At 40.4% G+C, this 16,758-nt stretch carries 16 protein-coding genes; 10 read left to right on the top strand and 6 right to left on the bottom strand.

What is annotated here, in order from left to right:
- Nucleotides 1-2 precede the first annotated feature (2 nt).
- The 9 genes from IGJ99_RS01140 (at nt 3) to IGJ99_RS01180 (ending at nt 7,853) form a co-directional block, all read left to right on the top strand.
- Complete coding sequence (locus IGJ99_RS01140; RefSeq protein WP_010736585.1) at nt 3-482, top strand: TRAP transporter small permease; 480 nt, start codon at nt 3-5, stop codon at nt 480-482.
- A gap of 10 nt (nt 483-492) precedes the next feature.
- On the top strand, nt 493-1,788 hold the full coding sequence (locus IGJ99_RS01145) for a TRAP transporter large permease (RefSeq protein WP_438770459.1): 1,296 nt from the start codon (nt 493-495) through the stop codon (nt 1,786-1,788).
- A gap of 10 nt (nt 1,789-1,798) precedes the next feature.
- Nucleotides 1,799-2,641 (top strand): sugar phosphate isomerase/epimerase family protein, encoded by an 843-nt coding sequence (locus tag IGJ99_RS01150; RefSeq protein WP_114543705.1) that lies wholly within the window; start codon nt 1,799-1,801, stop codon nt 2,639-2,641.
- A gap of 57 nt (nt 2,642-2,698) precedes the next feature.
- Entirely contained in the window at nt 2,699-3,610 is a 912-nt protein-coding gene (locus IGJ99_RS01155) for an AraC family transcriptional regulator (protein ID WP_023518961.1), read from the top strand.
- A 51-nt stretch (nt 3,611-3,661) separates the two neighbouring features.
- A complete protein-coding gene (locus IGJ99_RS01160; protein WP_010736580.1) occupies nt 3,662-4,423 on the top strand; it encodes an IclR family transcriptional regulator in 762 nt (253 codons plus the stop codon).
- 93 nt (nt 4,424-4,516) lie between these two features.
- Nucleotides 4,517-5,161, top strand: coding sequence for a bifunctional 4-hydroxy-2-oxoglutarate aldolase/2-dehydro-3-deoxy-phosphogluconate aldolase (locus IGJ99_RS01165; RefSeq protein ID WP_041684164.1), 645 nt, complete (start codon nt 4,517-4,519; stop codon nt 5,159-5,161).
- A gap of 6 nt (nt 5,162-5,167) precedes the next feature.
- Complete coding sequence (locus IGJ99_RS01170; RefSeq protein ID WP_010736578.1) at nt 5,168-6,175, top strand: sugar kinase; 1,008 nt, start codon at nt 5,168-5,170, stop codon at nt 6,173-6,175.
- Between the two features lie 16 nt (nt 6,176-6,191).
- Entirely contained in the window at nt 6,192-7,034 is an 843-nt protein-coding gene (kduI, locus tag IGJ99_RS01175) for a 5-dehydro-4-deoxy-D-glucuronate isomerase (protein ID WP_010736577.1), read from the top strand.
- Between the two features lie 15 nt (nt 7,035-7,049).
- Nucleotides 7,050-7,853: a gluconate 5-dehydrogenase gene (locus IGJ99_RS01180; protein WP_010736576.1), complete on the top strand. Its 804-nt coding sequence runs from the start codon at nt 7,050-7,052 to the stop codon at nt 7,851-7,853.
- 41 nt (nt 7,854-7,894) lie between these two features.
- On the opposite strand, the gene fni is transcribed toward IGJ99_RS01180, so the two are convergent.
- The 4 genes from fni to mvk are packed head-to-tail and all read right to left on the bottom strand — an operon-like array spanning nt 7,895 to nt 11,950.
- Nucleotides 7,895-8,938 carry a type 2 isopentenyl-diphosphate Delta-isomerase gene (gene fni / locus IGJ99_RS01185; protein WP_438770461.1) on the bottom strand — a complete coding sequence of 348 codons (1,044 nt, stop codon included), beginning with the start codon at nt 8,936-8,938 and terminating at the stop codon, nt 7,895-7,897.
- Nucleotides 8,935-10,020 (bottom strand): phosphomevalonate kinase, encoded by a 1,086-nt coding sequence (locus IGJ99_RS01190; protein WP_023518965.1) that lies wholly within the window; start codon nt 10,018-10,020, stop codon nt 8,935-8,937. Before IGJ99_RS01190 ends, fni begins: the two co-directional genes overlap by 4 nt.
- A 12-nt stretch (nt 10,021-10,032) precedes the next feature.
- Complete coding sequence (gene mvaD / locus IGJ99_RS01195; protein ID WP_010736573.1) at nt 10,033-11,010, bottom strand: diphosphomevalonate decarboxylase; 978 nt, start codon at nt 11,008-11,010, stop codon at nt 10,033-10,035.
- The gene (gene mvk, locus IGJ99_RS01200; protein WP_010736572.1) at nt 11,003-11,950 is read right to left on the bottom strand and encodes a mevalonate kinase; all 948 of its coding nucleotides are present in this window, start codon (nt 11,948-11,950) and stop codon (nt 11,003-11,005) included. The genes mvaD and mvk overlap by 8 nt, the downstream gene beginning before the upstream one ends.
- A gap of 296 nt (nt 11,951-12,246) precedes the next feature.
- Between mvk and IGJ99_RS01205 the strand changes: the two genes are divergently transcribed.
- Nucleotides 12,247-12,903: a deoxynucleoside kinase gene (locus IGJ99_RS01205; RefSeq protein ID WP_023518966.1), complete on the top strand. Its 657-nt coding sequence runs from the start codon at nt 12,247-12,249 to the stop codon at nt 12,901-12,903.
- Between the two features lie 132 nt (nt 12,904-13,035).
- Here the strand turns inward: IGJ99_RS01205 and IGJ99_RS01210 are convergent, their stop codons facing one another.
- Both IGJ99_RS01210 and IGJ99_RS01215 read right to left on the bottom strand, forming a co-directional pair.
- Nucleotides 13,036-14,433, bottom strand: coding sequence for a lytic polysaccharide monooxygenase (locus IGJ99_RS01210; protein ID WP_438770463.1), 1,398 nt, complete (start codon nt 14,431-14,433; stop codon nt 13,036-13,038).
- A 770-nt stretch (nt 14,434-15,203) separates the two neighbouring features.
- The gene (locus IGJ99_RS01215) at nt 15,204-16,574 is read right to left on the bottom strand and encodes a lytic polysaccharide monooxygenase (RefSeq protein ID WP_137071930.1); all 1,371 of its coding nucleotides are present in this window, start codon (nt 16,572-16,574) and stop codon (nt 15,204-15,206) included.
- Nucleotides 16,575-16,758 lie beyond the last annotated feature (184 nt).

A 16,758-nucleotide genomic window follows, 5' to 3' on the forward strand; every position in this document is an offset into this window, starting at 1 on the left:
CGATGAAAAAAGGAATCAGTCGGCTGTTAGAATTTCTAGGAGCATGTCTGTTGATCGGTATGATCATCATTGTCTTGTGGCAAGTATTCTCGCGAACGATTTTGGGTAATCCAAATACTGTAACAGAAGAATTAGTGCGTTTTGGATTAGTCTGGTTTGCGATGCTATCTTCCGCTTATGTAGTGGGTCAAAAAGGGCACTTAGCAGTTACACTGTTAAGTGAGAAACTGACTGGTAAGAAAGCGAATGTATTGGAGATCGTCGTTCAGTGTCTTTTTCTGGCTTTTGCAATCACGATCATGGTTTATGGTGGTTGGAATGCTGTGACATTGACGATGGGGCAAATTTCCCCTTCATTAGGGATTCCGATGGGCTATGTCTATTTATCGGTGCCGGTCTCAGGTGTTTTGATCATTATCTACAGTTTGATCAATTTGATTGAAGCAATGAATAGGAAGTCTGTCGTTCAGGAAAAGGGATAGGAGGAATTTGATGGCTTTAGAAGCAGGTGCAATTTTATTTTTTGTTTTTGTCTTTTTATTGATTGTTGGAATGCCCATTGCAATCAGTATCGCTTTTTCATCGATGCTCACGTTGTTATTAGCGATTCCCTTTGATGTCGCAGCGTTTAGTTCTGCGCAAAAAATGGTCGGGAGTATCAATAGTTTCTCATTGATTGCCATTCCATTTTTCGTTTTTTCAGGAATCATTATGAGCCATGGTGGGATTGCTAAAAAATTAGTTGATTTTGCTATGTTGTTTGTTGGTCGGATCCCTGGGTCTTTGGCCCATACGAATGTTTTAGGAAACGCATTGTTCGGCTCAATCTCCAGTTCGGCGATTGCTGCTTCGACAGCGATTGGGGGCGTGCTGATTCCGCAACAAGTCGAAGAAGGGTACGATCGTAAATTTGCGACAGCAGTCAATATTGCTTCGGCACCTACAGGGATGGTGATCCCACCAAGTACAGCATTTATCATGTATTCTTTAGTTGCCGGAGGCGCTTCGATCTCAGCTCTATTTATGGGTGGCTATTTAGTGGGAGCTTTGTGGTCGTTAGGAATCATGCTCGTTGCATTTGTAGTGGCGAAGAAAAATAAATATCCGACAGTACCAAAAGGACAAGGGAAGCAAGTCGGAAAAGTGTTAAAAGAAGCAATCCCAAGTTTAGCTTTGATCGTTATCATCATTGGTGGTATTTTAACAGGATTCTTCACAGCTATCGAAGCATCTGCGATTGCGGTATTGTATTCTTTATTGATCTCCATGTTCTTCTACAAGACAGTGAAACTACAAGATATACCAAAGATGTTGGTACAATCCGTGGCGATGTCGGGAACGATCATGTTTTTATTAGCGACGTCTTCCATGATGTCATTCGCTATGGCATTTACTGGGATACCTCAAGCAATCAGCAGTCTGATCATTGGAGTCACTGATAATCGCTTCATTATTTTATTATTGATCAATATCATTTTGTTACTTGTTGGGATGTTTATGGATGTCGCGCCAGCGATTTTGATTTTTACGCCGATTTTCTTGCCGATCGCGACAAGTGTTGGTGTCGATCCAGTCCACTATGGCTTATTTTCGATCATGAATCTTTGTGTCGGTTCCATTACCCCACCAGTAGGTACCGGACTATATGTAGGAGCGAGTGTTGGTGGAGTTAAAGCAGAAGCGATGTTGAAGCCGCTGTTACCATTTTACGGTGTCATATTAACAGTTTTATTGTTGATTACGTATTTCCCCAAAATCGTGATGTGGTTACCGGATCTATTAGGATAAAGGAGAAAGCATGATGAAATTAAACCTAGTCGCCAGAGGGCATGACTTGAGCCATGTACAAACCGTGGATGATTTAGCAAAAAAAGTGAGTCAACAAAAAATTTCTACGCTACAATTGGCATTAAGTCGTTCATTTCCTACACTTCCATCAGATGGACAAGCCATCAATGCTGGAATGGGGCAATATATGAAAAATATTCTCGCAAAAGAAGGCATAAGTGTCGGTATCTTAAGCTGTTATATCAACATGATCCATCCTGATCTATTTGTTCGTGAAACGGTGCTTCGTCAATTTGAAAGATATCTCCAATATGCTGCAAGCTTCGGGGCGACGATGGTCGCAACCGAGACGGGGAGCGTGAGTGAAGCAGGTTATACAGAGAAGAACTTTTCGGAGGAGGCCTTTTCACAAATCGTTGAAGCGATTCGCCAGTTAGTGCGAGCTGGCGAAAAATATCGAATGATGGTCGGTATCGAACCAGGGTTGAATCATCCTTTGTATTCGCTTGATCGCGTAGCAGAGTTAATTGAAACAATCGATTCGGATTATCTGGGTATCATTTTAGATCCAACGAATTTGATCACTGCAGAAAATCATCACCAACAAGTTGGATTAGTTGAAGAAGCCTTTGAACGTTTTGGAGAAAAAATTTGCGGATTACATCTAAAAGACTACCTCGTTTCTGATGAAGGGAAGATTATCCCGGCTGATTTAGGTACGGGACTGATTGATTACGAAGCCATCGTAACAATCGCGCAGGAGCATCGTCCGTATCTTTATATCGTTTTAGAAGAAACAAAAGACGATGCGCTAAAGCACGCTGTCTCGATACTGAGTCACGTTACTGGATAAGAAAACGCAGGAATGTGCATTTGCTCATTATTGAGCAATGCGAAAGGGGAGATAGGCATGGAGAAAAAACACATCAATGGAAAAGAAGTCAATACGATGATTTCTGATCAATATGAGATTTATCACGTGAAAGATATCGTTAGTCAAAATAAAACGGTCTATCATCATCATGATTTCTATGAGATCCATGCCACTTTGGAAGGAGAAGCCATTTTTTATTTAGATGGTCGTCAGTTTACGATCCAATCAGGAAATGTTTTATTGATCCATTCAAGAGATCTGCATCGGATCGTTCGTCAATCAACTGATGTATTCGAGCGTGTCTACATGTTTATCACCCCTGCATTCTTAGAGAGTCGTTCCACCAAGTGGTCCAATCTATCCGCCTGTTTTTGGCCGATTGGTGAACGCCGAAGCCGGATATTACATATTGAACCACAAGTACTAAAAGAAAAACTTTCTTTTATCGACCAAACGTTGGATCGAAAAGATTATGGTGCAGATATTCGTTATGAACAAGCGCTAGTCGAATATTTGATTTTTCTCAACCGTATGGTACAGATCGAAGAACATATTTCGGAAGAAAATTTCACTGTACCAAATGAACGGTTAGAAAAAATGCTCCAATTTGTCGCAGAGAATTTGAGTGAACCCCTCTCACTCAAACAAATGGAAAAAGAATTTTTCATCAGTAAATATCACGTGACTCGCGAATTCAAAAAACATACTGGTTTTACCTTTCATCAATACGTGATGAAGAAAAAACTACTTTATTCAAAACAACTATTAAGAGAGTACGGCAACTCAAGTTCCGTTTATAGTAAATGTGGTTTCGCTTCTTATCCTCACTATTTACGCGCATTCAAAACCGAATTTGGCGTAACTCCCAAAGAATTTTTGAAAAAAGATCTGGCAGGAGCGTTTGTTCATTATACGCATTATGAAGAAGAAAACAAAGATCCCTTTTAAATTATCGTTCTTTCCGATATAATTTCCTATATAGAAATAGGAGAGTGGAATATGGAAAATAAAAAACCTTATGGGACCGTTTTAATCAAAGCTTCGCATATTTTAGATTATCTAGCAGAGCATCCAGATGCTTCATTACAAGAAATTGCAAAAGGTATCGACATGACGTCATCTACTGCATTAAAAATTTTAGATACGTTATCCATGATTGGTTATGTAAATAAAAATCAAGAAAAAAATTATCGTTTAGGTGGGAAACTGGTCCGATATGCAAACAAAAATATCGATCAAATCGATCTAGTTGAACGTACTTTGCCATTTTTGGAAAAACTACAACAAACAATTGATGAAACCATTCATCTAGGTATTTTAGACAACAACGAGATTCTCTATGTCAATAAGTTGGACCCTAAAAATCAAACGATCCGTATGTCTTCAAAAATCGGTATCACGAGACCTTTATATAGTTCAGCAATGGGGAAAGCCGTCTTGGCGCATTTTACGGAAGAGCAATATCAACAGTATATCGAACAATGTCCTCTGGTCCCCTTCACTGAATATACAATTACCAATTCTTTAAAACTAAAAAAAGAGATCCAGCAAGTTAAACAAACAAAAATCGCCTTCGATGATGAAGAAGTCGAAAAAGACATTTTTTGCATCGGTACCTCTTTAGTTCATGAGAACCAGGTGGTTGGAGCGTTTAGTGTCAGTATGCCGAAATACCGATTAAGTGAAGAAAGCAAGGCTCAAATCATTCAAACGATCCTGCAAACGAAAGAAGAAATCGAAAAAACTTTTGAAAAAAGCTAAAAAGCGTTTGCATTTTTTTATTCCTGCCGTATAATGAAGATGTAAATTTCTTTATTGTAAACTATAATTTCCAAATAAGAAATGGGTGGGAAGATGAAAAAAATGGATATCTTATCTCGTTTGAAACAAGCGGGAGTTATTGCAGTCGTACGAGGAGCAACAAATGAAGAAGCACTGAATGCTTGTCACGCGATTATCAAAGGCGGACTAACTGGCATTGAGTTGACTTTCACCGTGCCACAAGCAGATCGAGTAATTAAAGAACTAGTAGAAACCTACAAAGACCAACAGGATGTGGTGATCGGTGCAGGGACAGTGTTGGATGCTATTACTGCGCGTTTAGCGATTTTAGCAGGTGCTGAGTATATCGTCAGCCCCTGTTTTGATCAGGAAACCGCAGAACTATGCAATTTATACCAAATCCCTTATTTACCAGGATGTATGACGATCGATGAAATCAAAACAGCGCTAAAAAGTGGCGTAGACATCGTCAAACTATTTCCTGGAAGTGCTTTCGGTCCAAGTATCATCTCTGCATTCAAAGCGCCGATGCCCCATGTCAATATCATGCCTACTGGTGGGGTCAGTTTAGAAAACATGCAAGAATGGTTTGAGGCAGGCGTGATCACTGTTGGTGTTGGTGGGAACTTGTTGGCTCCAGCAGCTCATGGAGATTTTGAGGAAGTGACAAAAGTCGCACAACAATATGCGGCAAAAATGAAAGAAATTACGAGGTAACCGCTGATGGGAAGAGTCGTGACACTCGGAGAAATCATGCTACGCTTGTCGACAGAACAGGGACAACGGTTACAAGACAGTGATCATTTTTGCGCGCATTATGGCGGTGGGGAAGCGAATGTCGCGATCTCATTAGCAAATTATGGACATATGGTTTCGTTCATGTCAAAAGTCCCAGAACATTCACTGGGTCTGGCAGTCGAAAAACACTTACGAAGCTATGGGGTAGATACTAGCCTACTGCTGAAAGGCGGCCCTCGGCTTGGCACATATTATATGGAAACAGGGATCGGTGAACGTGCGGCTTCAGTCATTTATGATCGTGCTGGTTCTAGTTTCGCGGTGATGGATCGCTTGGAATGGTCACTAGAGGATTGTTTTAAGGGAGTCGATCTATTCCATGTTTCAGGAATCACACCGGCATTATCAGAAAATTGGCGATGGCTGACAAAAGAACTTATGGAAGCAGCCAAACAAGCAGGTTGTCAAATCAGTTTTGATATCAATTATCGGGGCAAGCTGTGGACACAACAAGAAGCGGGTAAAGTGTTAGAACAATTATTACCACTCGTTGATATTTGTTCAGCGGGTGAGATGGATGCGCTTTATTTGTTAGGGATAGCAAAAGCACCTGAAACGACAGTAAATCCACTTATTTATTATTACGAAAAAATGCAAGAAAGATTTCCCAACATCCAAACGTTTTACTCAACCAAACGTACGGTGCATTCAGCGAGTGAAAATGATCTACAAGGTACCTTGTGGATGAAGGATAGCTATTTCGAATCGCCGCTTCATCAAGTCACTTCGATCGTTGATCGTGTGGGTGGAGGAGATGCGTTTGCTGGGGGATTGCTTCATGGAATTTTAGAAGAGATGCAACCACAAGCAATTATTGATTTTGCGACAGCAGCCTCTGCGTTGAAACACACGATTCATGGAGATTGCAACCAATTCAATCAAGCAGAAGTTGCTAGTTTTATCACTAGCGGTTCTGGAAAAATCATTCGATAAAGGAGAGTCTATCAACATGCAAGAAATGGAAACACGTTATACACATAGCCCAGAGGATATCCGTCATTATTCAACAGAACAATTGAGAAATGAATTTTTGGTAGAGAAAGTATTTGTTCCAGGGAAAATCAGTCTTACTTATACGCACAATGATCGTATGATCTTCGGCGGTGTAACACCAACAACTCATCCATTAGAAATCAAACTAGATAAAGAACTAGGTGTTACTTATTTCCTAGAACGTCGCGAGCTTGGTGTGATCAACATCGGCGGACCCGGATTCATTGGAATCGACGGTGAAAAAGAAGAAATGAAGAAACAAGATGGGTATTACATCGGTAAAGAAACGGAGCATGTAGTTTTCTCCTCGGTAGATCCAGAAAACCCTGCAAAATTTTACATCAGTTCTGTGCCAGCACATCACAAATATCCAAATGTAAAAATCAGCATCGATCAAGTGAAACCCATGGAAACAGGCGAAGGCGTCACATTGAATGAGCGCAAAATCTACCAATATATCCATCCAAACGTTTGTGAAAGCTGTCAATTACAGATGGGTTATACCATTTTAGAACCGGGTAGTTCATGGAACACGATGCCTTGTCATACACATGAACGTCGCATGGAAGCTTATGTTTACTTTGATTATGCAAATGAAGATACACGTGTGTTCCATATGATGGGTAAACCAGATGAAACCAAACATTTAGTCGTAGATAATGAACAAGCCGTGATTTCGCCAAGTTGGTCGATCCACTCAGGTGTTGGCACAAGCAATTATTCGTTTATCTGGGCAATGTGTGGTGAAAATATCACCTATACAGATATGGATATGGTATCAATGGATCAATTGAAATAGGAAAGGAAGATAAAAATGTCATTCAATATGGATATGTTTCGCTTAGACAATAAAGTCGCTTTAATCACCGGTGCGGTATACGGAATCGGTTTTGAGATTGCTCGCTCATTAGCAGAAGCTGGAGCAACGATCGTCTTCAATAATTTAACTCAGGAATCAGTAGATGAAGGGATTGCCAACTACAAAGAAATTGGCATTGAAGCAAAAGGCTATGTTTGTGATGTGACGGATGAGTCAGCAGTACAAGCAATGGTCAAACAAATCAAATCAGAAGTTGGTCCAATCGATATTTTGGTCAACAATGCAGGCATCATCAAACGTACACCAATGATCGAAATGGATGTGGCGGATTTCCGTCAAGTCATCGACGTAGACTTGAACGCACCATTTATCATGTCGAAAGCAGTCATCCCAGATATGATTGAAAAAGGTGGTGGGAAAATCATCAATATTTGTTCAATGATGAGTGAACTTGGCCGTGAGACAGTAAGTGCCTATGCTGCTGCTAAAGGCGGATTAAAAATGTTGACGAAAAACATTGCTTCAGAATATGGTCAGTACAACATTCAATGTAATGGGATCGGACCTGGCTATATCGCGACGCCGCAAACAGCGCCATTAAGAGAAACACAAGAAAACGGGGAGCGTCATCCATTTGACCAATTTATCGTTGGCCGTACACCAGCCGCTCGTTGGGGTGATCCAATCGACTTAGCTGGACCATCTGTCTTCTTAGCATCAAGTGCGTCTGATTTTGTTAACGGACATATCTTGTATGTAGATGGCGGTATCTTAGCTTATATCGGAAAACAACCATAATAAACAAAGAATGACGAGTGCATCGTATGCACTCGTCATTTTTATTTGCGCCGACCATATTTTGATAATGGGATGTCTCTGGCTTCGCACCATTCTTTGACCGGGCCAGAAAAAATCAAGGATTGTTTGGTTAAATCACTTGTTTTTGTTGCACCGACCATAGCATAGAGCATTCGTAGTTCTTCTTGCCACTGTGCCATAAGAGCAATCGTCTCCTCGATCCCGTGTGTCATGTAGTGCGTCAAGATCGTTCCGGAAATCCCTACAGCGTTCGCACCAAGACACAATGCTTTAAAGATATCATAAGCATTTCGTATGCCACCCGAAGCAATGATTTCGGCGGCTGTATTTGCTTCGTTCGCTTCAAGTAAGGAGGACACAGTAGATTGTCCCCAATCCGTCAAATAAGCCAATTCACGTTTTTTACGACGAGCATTTTCGATTTGTGTGAAGCTTGTTCCGCTACGTCCACTGACGTCAATCGTCTTGATACCTAGTTCAGACAGTTCAATGATGGTCTCCCTCGTCATCCCAAAGCCCACTTCTTTTACGATCACTGGCACATCAAGAGTTTGTTGGATTTCTGAGATCAGTTCTTTCCACTGCGAAAAATCGCGATCCCCTTCAGGCATGACTAATTCTTGTGGTGCATTTAAATGGATCTGTAACGCATCCGCTTGGAAGAGTGCTACAGCTTCTTGGGCACGTGCGACAGAAGTACCAGCACCGACATTCGCTAAAATCTTCCCTTCAGGATAGACATCTCGCATCACCGTATAAGAATTTGCCAAGGAAGGATCTTTCAAGGCGGCGCTGACAGAACCGGTAGCAACCATCAATCCAGCACTTTTAGCAATCTGTGCAAGGTCATGATTGATCTTTTTTGTTTTTTCACTACCGCCAGTCATGGCATTGATATAGAAAGGACTAGAAAGAGTAAAACCTGCAACTTCTGTCTTCAAAGACACTTCATCGACCTTGCTTTGTGGAAGTGGATGATGGACAGGTCGAACGAAGTCAAATTCATTTATTTGTTTGTTATGAAATGCTTTAGCTAATGATACATGTTCATCTTTTCGATTCATAACTTGTCCTCTTTCTGTTGATGGTAGACATGTAATGGAAGCGGGGTGATTTCAGCTTCTTCCCAAGCACTCATCAGTGGAAGGATACCTGATTTTTGGTCCACGATCACGATGCCACAATCCCCACCGCCAGCGCCAGAAGATTTCGCCGCGCCTTCAAATTGTTCAGCTAAACAACACAGTTTATTTAATGCTGGTGTTTCAATCAACACGCCAGTGATGGCAGACAGATCACGCAATAATTCACGATTTTTACGAATCATTTCTTGGATCAAAGCAACGTCGTTTTCTTTAAAACCTTGGATCATCGTGTTGACGCAAAGCGTACTATCTTCAAGGAATTGTTGATACGCCGCCATTTTATCTTCACGAGAGCGATGTACTTGGTCCACTAAGTCGGAAGTAGAGGCAGGACTACCAGTCCAACCAATCAATAAACGGAGATCTTCCGGAGTGTGTAAGGATTCAATAGATAAACCAGGCCAATCGAGCGCTAATAATTCACTGATCGTTTTACTTGATTCTTGTTCTTTGAGCCATTGGTGGTCAAAAGTGGAGAAGGCGATCCAACCACCATAACAGCTAGCCGCAATATCACCACAAGAACCATTGTCTTGGACAGCTAGATTAGCTAAGGCTGCAATTTTAAAAATCTCAAGCTGAGATAAATTCAGTGCATAAAATTGGTTCAATGCTCGTACAGTCGCTACCGCTACTGCGCCACTAGAACCTAGTCCATACTTCCTACCATTTGAGCTATCTAATTCACTGGTTACCTTCAAGTCATAAAATGAAAGAAGAATGTTTTTTTCCTGTGCATATTTCTCAGTTAAACGTATAGCAGCAAGGATATAATGGAACGGGTTTTCACGGATATCTAGAATGAGTTCGCCTTTTCGTCTTGTCCAACGCACAGGCATTTCGCTATATTGTGCAGATTGGATACTCCCGACTTTCCGAGCAGCTTTCACTGTTACTGTGACGAATTGATCGACTGCCACGATGATTGCAGGATGCCCCGTTTCGACAACTGCGTATTCTCCAGCGATATAAAGTTTTCCAGGTGCAGATACTTCAACCATAACAATCTCCCTTTATTCAATAATCGTGATTCCTTGCCCAGCATGAGCAAGAATCACTTGTTGACGACTAAATAATTCAATGAATTTTGCTTGAACAGCCGTTTGATTTTTCTTTTCAACTAATACTTTGACGTTTGGGCCTGCATCCATCGTGAAATAGCAAGGAATGCCTGAAGCACGTAGTTCACGAACCGTTTGCATCGCCTTCAGACTATCTGGAGACCAGTAGGTGAAGGGTGGATTAGCCGCTAACGTGGTGCCGTGCATTTTTAACCCATTTCGCTCCATGATTTCGCCCATTTTTTGGAACGATTTTTCAGCGATTGCTTGTTTCAGCTCCCGTAGATCTGTTTCGACTGAATCAAGCCACCCTTGATAAAAATGTGAAGTTTTCACTGTTCGGCGCATTCCATCACGACTAGATACATCTTTTTGTTGATCATTGATCAATACAAATACCATGGCGAGTTCGTCTTCAAATCCATTAGAAGGGATTTGTTGCGCATATGAAGTTTGGTCATCATGCCCTTTTTCCCATTCCACGAAGCCACCAAAAATACTACGACAAGCAGAGCCAGAGCCGCGACGAGCTAGTCTGGACAGGGATTGTTTATCCAATTCTAGTCCTAGGGCTTCATTACAGGCGCCGGCTAACGCAGCTAGACCGCTTGCAGAGGAAGCTAACCCTGCGGCTGTTGGAACAAAGTTATGGCTGATCACTTTTGCGCGTTTGTTTGTATTCGCTTGTATGCGTACAAGATCAAGGAAGCGACTGACTTTTTTGGTGGCTGCTTCTGTTTGTAATTCATGATCTAAATAGAACAGATCGTCTGTGAACGAATCTGAAAAAATCACTTCGGTTTCTGTGTAGAAAGCATCGAGAGTGAGAGATAAACTGTTGTTCATCGGAAGAATCAATTCTTCATTTTTTTTGCCCCAATATTTGATCAAGGCGATATTTGTATAAGCACGGGCTTTACCACTAAGCATAGGTATGTACTCCTAATCCTTGAATCCAAGTTTCAGCTGCGCCTGCTTGTATTAGTGCGTGGCTGATTTCTTGAGCTTCTGTTTTTGTTTGTGCTAAGGCAATCATACATCCACCACGTCCGCCACCGGTCAATTTTGCTCCTAAAGCGCCAGCAGCACGTGCGGTAGCGATCAGAGTATCTAAAAAGTCATTACTGATCGTCAAACTTTTTAGAATGCGCTGGGCATCATTCATTGCTTCAGCTAACTTTTCTGGCGAATTGTCGATAATTGCTTTTTTAGCTTGTTTCGTCAAGTATCCTAGTTGTTGGATTTTTTGTCCAGTTTTCTGCGCATCTTTCTCAAAAAGGTGTGCGACATCTTTCACCGCTGCACGTGTTTGTCCTTTGATTCCCGTATCAGCGACAATCAAGAAAGCATCGATATTCAACGCAAAATAATCAAAAGGATGGCCTTTTGTAAAATAAATCGGTTCGAATCCACTTGTTGCGGCAGCATCGATTCCACTGGGGTTTCCATGTGCGATTTTTTCAGAAACTTGCACATGCGCCAATAATTGTTCTCGTGATAATGGCAACTCATAGGCGGAATAAAAAGCTCGTGTGATCGCAGTAGCTACGGCTGCACTGGAACCCATTCCACGTTCTGCAGGGATGGTGCTTTCAATCGTTAAACGCAAGGTGTCTTGCACATGGTAGTGAGTTTTCAGACCAGCAATCAGCTGTTTGATATTATTCAACGCATGTGGTGCATCATGTAAATTTCCTATATAGTAGGAAGAAATAAGTTGATCTTTATTGAATGATTGGAGTGCTTCAAGTGTAGCTGTTACTTTTGTTGCATAAAACGGAAAGGCAATGGCAGGCTCGCCGTAAACGACAGCATGCTCACCCATTAAAATCAGTTTTCCACTCGATTCCCCTTGGCCATGAATTGCCATAATACAACTCCTTCTTTTCCTCTAAGAGTAGCTTTTTAACAAAAAATAAAGCGCCTATTACTATGTGCGCAATGTTTGTCCAAAAAAACAGTCCTTCTTTATTTTACTAAAACCAGTCAAGAAGTAAAATAAAGAATACGATTTCTCGACAAAAAACGTGATTTTCTTAATAAAATTTTGATTTTTCATAGGAAAGAATCTTGTCGATTTCGTTTGACACCACAAGATATTGGGGTTATATTTAGAAACATGAGAAAAAAACACTGTATTTAGTGGGAGAAGTGAGTTGGAGGGAAATGAGTGTGATTGTTTTAGCAGGAACGATAGGAGCAGGGAAATCAAGCTTAACAAAAATGATTGCTGACCATTTTAAGAGTCAGGCGTTTTACGAATCAATCGATGACAACGAAGTATTGCCTTTGTTTTATGCAAACCCTGAACAATATGCGTTTTTATTGCAAATTTATTTTTTGAATAAGCGATTTGCAAGTATCAAGCAAGCGATGCAAGAGGATAACAATGTGTTAGATCGTTCGATCTATGAAGATTCATTATTATTTCATTTAAATGCAGATCTTGGTCGAGCGACAGCGACAGAAGTCCAAGTCTACGATGAATTATTGGCGAACATGATGGAAGAATTGCCCTATGCGGCATCGAAAAAACATCCCGATCTATTGGTTCATATTCGCGTATCTTTTTCAACCATGTTAGAACGGATCGAAAAAAGAGGGCGGGCATATGAACAACTTTCTTTTGACCCTAGTCTCTATGAGTATTATCAAGAATTGAATCGCCGTTATGATGAATGGTATGAAGCTTACGATGAAAGTCCTAAGATCCAAATCGACGGTGACTGTTTGAACTTTGTGGAAGATGAAGCAGCTAGAGTACAAGTGTTACAAATGATTGAAGAAAAACTAATGGAGATCCGTGAAGAAGTCAGCATATAAAAAATGTTCTGACTTAAGTGGAACTTTGAATTGTCCGAATAAAAAATCACAAAAAAGAGGCAACCACAAATGAGTGATTGCCTCTTGCTTATTTGAATCGTTGTTTAGTCGAATAAAGGGTAGTGAGTTGATTTATTTAGGGTAAAATAATGAGTGAGCAATGCCTGGTGCCCAGTTTGTATCACCGTAGTTCAAGTGAGACTGCCAAGTAATATAAGTCACACCATTGTGGACAACTTCTTCACCGGCTGTATAAGAAACAGGTGAGAAGAAGCTACCTACTGTCCATTGACGTCCAGTAACGACTTCACCGCCGCCGTTTCCGCCATCGCCACCATTTTCGTCACCGCCGCCATTTTCATCGCGATCAGTTGTGATTGTTAATGTGTTACTTGCATCTGAAACATCGCCTTCATTGCTGATTGCGCGTACTACAAATGAGTATTGTGTCTCAGCTTTTAAGCCTTCTACTTCAAAAACAGTTTCAGTTGTTGAACCAATTACTTGGCCATCACGCAAGATTTCGTATTCTTTGATTCCTTTTGAGTGAGTAGAAGCTCCCCACATCAATGAAACGCTAGAACTTGTCTGACCCATTGAGTGTAAGTGGCTAGGTGCAGTTGGTTTTTCTTCTGTAGTTTCAGATAAAGTTGTAACAGATAAAGCTGTTCTTTCAGAAACTAGCCCTGTTTGTCCAACTGCTTCGATTTCATATTTATATGTAGTTTCTGCAGTTAGGTTTTGATCGCTGAAATCTGGTGAAGCTGTGTTTCCTAATAATTGACCATCACGGTAAACGTTGAATGATGAAGCATTTACTTGTCCATCCCAAGTCAATTGAGTTGTTGAAGAAGTTACATTAGTAGTACGAACGTTACGTGGTGCTGTTGGTGCTACTGGAATTGCTGAATCACCTTTCAAGTTCACATCGATTACTTGGTAGAATGCCATTGCTGTATCATCTACATCCCAAACAGCTAGAACAACATGGTAACCAAGACGGTCATTAGGGATGTTCACTAAGTGTGATGGATTTGTTGAAGCTTGAGCCCCACCATGGTTGATCGTTGTTAACAATTCAAAATCGCTACGATCTAATTGATCGTTTGGATTCCAATCTGCTTTTGTGATATAGTAATGCCATTTAGTTGTAGGGTGAGTCGCGGTATAACGCCAAGTAAATGTATTAGGACCTGTGTTCAAATCTTGTTTTGTCCACATGGTCGAAGTTTGACGGTCTAAGTTGAAGTTGTTTCCAACAGCACCGTTTGCAGAAGCGATGCGTCCGTCAGCAGGGCCAGCTTGCGGAAAACCTTTTAATGCTTCTAATGATTGTGGTTCATAAATCACTGGACCGTATTTTGCTAATGCTGCATTATGGTTCACATTACGGTCTAAGGAACCTTGGTATGAACGACTGATCGGTGACTGCACATAACCGTGAGCTGAAGCGTCTTGTCCTCCGATAGATAAACCTACTCCTAATAAAACGCTAGAGCATAGAACTGTTGCTAAAATTTGTTTTTTCATGTTTCCCTCCATAGATAAAATGATATTTTAGATAACTAATAAGGTCGATGAGTATGACTCGTTCGATGTGCCTCGTTGTTATCTGTATTTAATATTATCAGAGAATTGCACTATTGAATAATCTGTTTATACCGAACATTAGGTAAAATTGGGTCTTGACTTCAAATGATGGTATTTTTATCCAAAACATGAATAAATATTGTTTTAAAGGCGTTTTTGTTGTCTTTTTTATTTGTTATTAGTTATTTATTTTGCATAATAAATAACAGAAAAAAATAAAAAGATAAAATTTGATTCTAATTGAGAAAGGTTGAAGTAGCGTTTGTAGTTATTTTTAACGTTTGCTTATTTTTAAAATATATCTTTTTATTGGCTGTTTTATTCCTTTTTTATGGATTTGACCATCAATTTTTTGGTCTGAGATTGTGATAGGAGCGTTCGGTCTTATTATCGAAAAAAGTCAAATTAGAATATCGTTTATTTGGATTCAAGAGTTTCGAGAGGACTAAATACCACCTCTCAAGCAATTCTATCTATTTTATCTATTTATAGAAGGAACGGGATACGAAGTGGGAGGGAATGTATTTTGCAATCTGTGATAATGGATAAGCGCTTTGAAAAAAATAGCACCTGTAATATTCGTCTCGAATGTTACAGGTGCTGGCTTATTTTTGAGGCAAAGAAAGTTGTTCTAGCCTCATTTTTATAGGGTTTTGTTTACGTGGAATGTTTTCTATATTATCGTTTTAATTACGTTGATAAGGTTTATTTTATTTAGGATAGAATAAGGCATGGGCAATTCCTGGCGCCCAGTTTGTATCACCATAGTTCAAGTGAGATTGCCAAGTGATATATGTCACACCGTTGTGAACAACTTCTTCACCGGCTGTATAAGAAACCGGTGCGAATAAGCTTCCTACTGTCCATTGACGTCCTGGAGTGACTTCACCACCCCCGTCACCGCCATTGTCATCGCGATCTGTCGTAATAGATAACGCATTGCTTGCATCAGATAGTTCATCCGTATTGCTGACTGCGCGAACCACGAATGAGTAGGTAGTGTTTGCAGCTAATCCAGACACTTCGTATTCTGTTTCTTTTGTTGAACCAATCAATTGATTGTTACGGTAGATGTTGTATTGTTTGATTCCTTTTGAATGAGTAGAAGCGCCCCACATCAATGAAACACTTGAACTTGTTTGACCCATCGAGTGTAAGTGAGTTGGTGTAGTTGGTTTTTCTTGTGTATTTTCTGTTGTAGTTTTTACTGTCAAAGCTGTTTTAGCAGAGACTAAGCCAGTTTGTCCAACTGCTTCGATTTCATAATTATAAGATGTATCCGCAGTTAAGTTTGTATCACTGAAATCTGGTGTTGTTGTGTTTCCAAGCAATACGCCATCACGGTAAACGTTGTAAGAGGCAGTATTCGCTTGGCTGTTCCAAGCTAATTGGACAGTTGAAGAAGTCACATTCGTCGCACGAACGTTTTGTGGTGCTGTTGGTGCTACTGGAATTGCTGAATCACCTTTCAAGTTGACGTCGACTACTTGATAGAATGCAGCGCCTGTGTCATGGATATCCCAAACAGCTAGAACGACATGGTAACCAAGCCGATCCTTTGGTATATTCACTGAATGCGATGGATTAGTCGAAGCTTGTGCCCCGTGATGATCGATAGTTGCTAATAATTCCAAATCGCTACGTTTTAAGGGCTCATTTGGGTTCCAACCTACTTTAGTAATATAATAATGCCATTTAGTGGTACGGTGAGATTGTGTATAACGCCATCTGAATGTATTCACACCAGTATCTAAGTTTTGTTTTGTCCACATCGTTTCTGTTTGGTTATCTAGTAAGAAGCTTCCTCCAACTGCACCATTTGCAGAAGCGATGCGTCCGTCAGCAGGGCCAGCTGCTGGGAAGCCTTTAGCAGTTTCTAATGATTGTGGTTCATAAATCACTGGACCATATTTTGCTGCTGCAGCGGATAAATTAACATTACGGTCTAAGTGTCCTTGATACGCACGACTGATCGGTGATTCGACATAACCGTGAGCAGAAGCGTCTTGTTCCCCAATCGTTAAGCTTGCTCCAAATAAAATCCCCGAGCATAAAACTGTACCAAAAATTTGTTTTTTCATTTTTTCCTCCATATGTAAATAAGATTTAGATAACGCATAATAAAAAACGAATTTCGTAATTATCTCTCTTTTGTGTTATCTGGAATTAAGATTATCAAATAAAATGAATAGTTACGAATCAGTTTATACCGATGTGTAGGTAAAAAAATGATAGAAACATAAATAGTATGATTTGTTATAACGT

This window comes from Enterococcus sp. AZ095b (assembly GCF_051714725.1).
GTDB classification, from domain to species: Bacteria; Bacillota; Bacilli; order Lactobacillales; family Enterococcaceae; genus Enterococcus_B; species Enterococcus_B pernyi.

Excerpts from the sequence above, each read along its gene's own strand:
- IGJ99_RS01140 (WP_010736585.1), top strand. The coding sequence starts at position 3 with ATGAAAAAAGGAATCAGTCGGCTGTTAGAATTTCTAGGAGCATGTCTG.
- kduI (WP_010736577.1), top strand. The coding sequence starts at position 6,192 with ATGCAAGAAATGGAAACACGTTATACACATAGCCCAGAGGATATCCGT.
- IGJ99_RS01165 (WP_041684164.1), top strand. The coding sequence starts at position 4,517 with ATGAAAAAAATGGATATCTTATCTCGTTTGAAACAAGCGGGAGTTATT.
- IGJ99_RS01215 (WP_137071930.1), bottom strand. The coding sequence starts at position 16,574 with ATGAAAAAACAAATTTTTGGTACAGTTTTATGCTCGGGGATTTTATTT.
- fni (WP_438770461.1), bottom strand. The coding sequence starts at position 8,938 with ATGAATCGAAAAGATGAACATGTATCATTAGCTAAAGCATTTCATAAC.
- IGJ99_RS01210 (WP_438770463.1), bottom strand. The coding sequence starts at position 14,433 with ATGAAAAAACAAATTTTAGCAACAGTTCTATGCTCTAGCGTTTTATTA.
- IGJ99_RS01160 (WP_010736580.1), top strand. The coding sequence starts at position 3,662 with ATGGAAAATAAAAAACCTTATGGGACCGTTTTAATCAAAGCTTCGCAT.
- IGJ99_RS01145 (WP_438770459.1), top strand. The coding sequence starts at position 493 with ATGGCTTTAGAAGCAGGTGCAATTTTATTTTTTGTTTTTGTCTTTTTA.
- IGJ99_RS01190 (WP_023518965.1), bottom strand. The coding sequence starts at position 10,020 with ATGGTTGAAGTATCTGCACCTGGAAAACTTTATATCGCTGGAGAATAC.
- IGJ99_RS01155 (WP_023518961.1), top strand. The coding sequence starts at position 2,699 with ATGGAGAAAAAACACATCAATGGAAAAGAAGTCAATACGATGATTTCT.
- mvaD (WP_010736573.1), bottom strand. The coding sequence starts at position 11,010 with ATGCTTAGTGGTAAAGCCCGTGCTTATACAAATATCGCCTTGATCAAA.
- IGJ99_RS01150 (WP_114543705.1), top strand. The coding sequence starts at position 1,799 with ATGATGAAATTAAACCTAGTCGCCAGAGGGCATGACTTGAGCCATGTA.
- IGJ99_RS01180 (WP_010736576.1), top strand. The coding sequence starts at position 7,050 with ATGTCATTCAATATGGATATGTTTCGCTTAGACAATAAAGTCGCTTTA.
- mvk (WP_010736572.1), bottom strand. The coding sequence starts at position 11,950 with ATGGCAATTCATGGCCAAGGGGAATCGAGTGGAAAACTGATTTTAATG.
- IGJ99_RS01205 (WP_023518966.1), top strand. The coding sequence starts at position 12,247 with ATGAGTGTGATTGTTTTAGCAGGAACGATAGGAGCAGGGAAATCAAGC.
- IGJ99_RS01170 (WP_010736578.1), top strand. The coding sequence starts at position 5,168 with ATGGGAAGAGTCGTGACACTCGGAGAAATCATGCTACGCTTGTCGACA.